This is a genomic window from Caballeronia hypogeia, from assembly GCF_001544875.2.
Lineage (GTDB): Bacteria > Pseudomonadota > Gammaproteobacteria > Burkholderiales > Burkholderiaceae > Caballeronia > Caballeronia hypogeia.
In genome coordinates this window covers 1-1,113 of the sequence record NZ_FCOA02000079.1, presented here as the reverse complement: position 1 = coordinate 1,113, position 1,113 = coordinate 1, and the positions used below count along the sequence as shown (strand labels likewise).

The following is a 1,113-nucleotide window of genomic DNA, read 5'->3' as shown; positions in this document are numbered from 1 at the left end:
TAGTCGACTGCGTCATTGATTTGGCACCTGGCGGATTCGACGTGAAGGATCGTCGTACTTCCACTTGATCGGCTTAGGATTTTTGTTGTGCTCGCGGATGTAGTGCATGAGTTTGCGATTCAGATCCTTTACTGAAGTGAAGATGCCCCGGGCGATCACATCACGCTGGATGCGCGAGAACCAGTTTTCCACTTGGTTGAGCCACGACGAGTAGGTCGGCGTGAAGTGCAGACGTACGTTGCGATGCGCGTTGAGGAAGGTGGCCACCCGCTCCGTCTTATGGCTACTCACGTTGTCACAGATGACATGGATTTCTCTGCGTTTGGGCTGGCTGGCCACGACGTCGGTCAGGAAGGCCACAAACTGTTCGCTGGTGTGGCGCGGCGCCGTTTTGCCCAGCACCTCGCCGGTCGCAGTATTGAACGCCGCGAACAGGCTGAGCGTGCCGTTGCGCTTGTATTCGAAGCCGTGACTCTCGGCGCGCCCCGGCGACAGCGGCAGCATCCGATCCTTGCGGTCGAGTGCCTGAATCGCGGTCTTCTCGTCCACACAGAACACCGCTGCGTGCGCCGGCGGGTTCAGGTAAAGCCCGATCACGTCGGCTGCTTTGGCCTCGAAGTCCGGGTCGTTGGAGACCATGTGCCGCTCCAACTGCTGCGGCTTGACCCCATGCTTGCGCCAGATGCGCTGCACGGTCGAGACCGACACGTCGCCGAGTTCTGCCGCAAGCTTATAGCTGCTCCAGTGTGTCGAGCCGTCGGCGGGTTTGTGCTTGAGAGTGCGGTTGAGCACACGTGCCTCAAGTCTGGCTGGCGGCTGCTGGGGAGCGCGCCCGGGGTGTCGGGCGTACATGCCAGACAGTCGCTCGCTAAGAAAGCGCCCCGACCAGCGCGCGATGAAGCGCGAGTCGCAACCCAGTGTGCGCATGATGCTGTCGCGCGATTCGCCGTCCTCGAGCATCAGGATTAACTTCGCACGTCGTACGTCCGCCGCACGCACCGTTCGGCTGCGCGCCGCCGACAGCAGTTGCTCGCGTTCGGTATCGGTCAGATTCATTTTGCCCATGACCTGAATCTGAACACACCTGGGGTGCCAATTCAATGATGCAACGCA

Annotated in this window: 1 protein-coding gene; it reads right to left on the bottom strand. The window is 60.6% G+C overall.

The features are described from left to right. Positions 1 to 12: 12 nt before the first annotated feature. A complete protein-coding gene (locus AWB79_RS37900; protein ID WP_445343952.1) occupies positions 13 to 1,074 on the bottom strand; it encodes an IS630 family transposase in 1,062 nt (353 codons plus the stop codon). Positions 1,075 to 1,113: the final 39 nt, after the last annotated feature.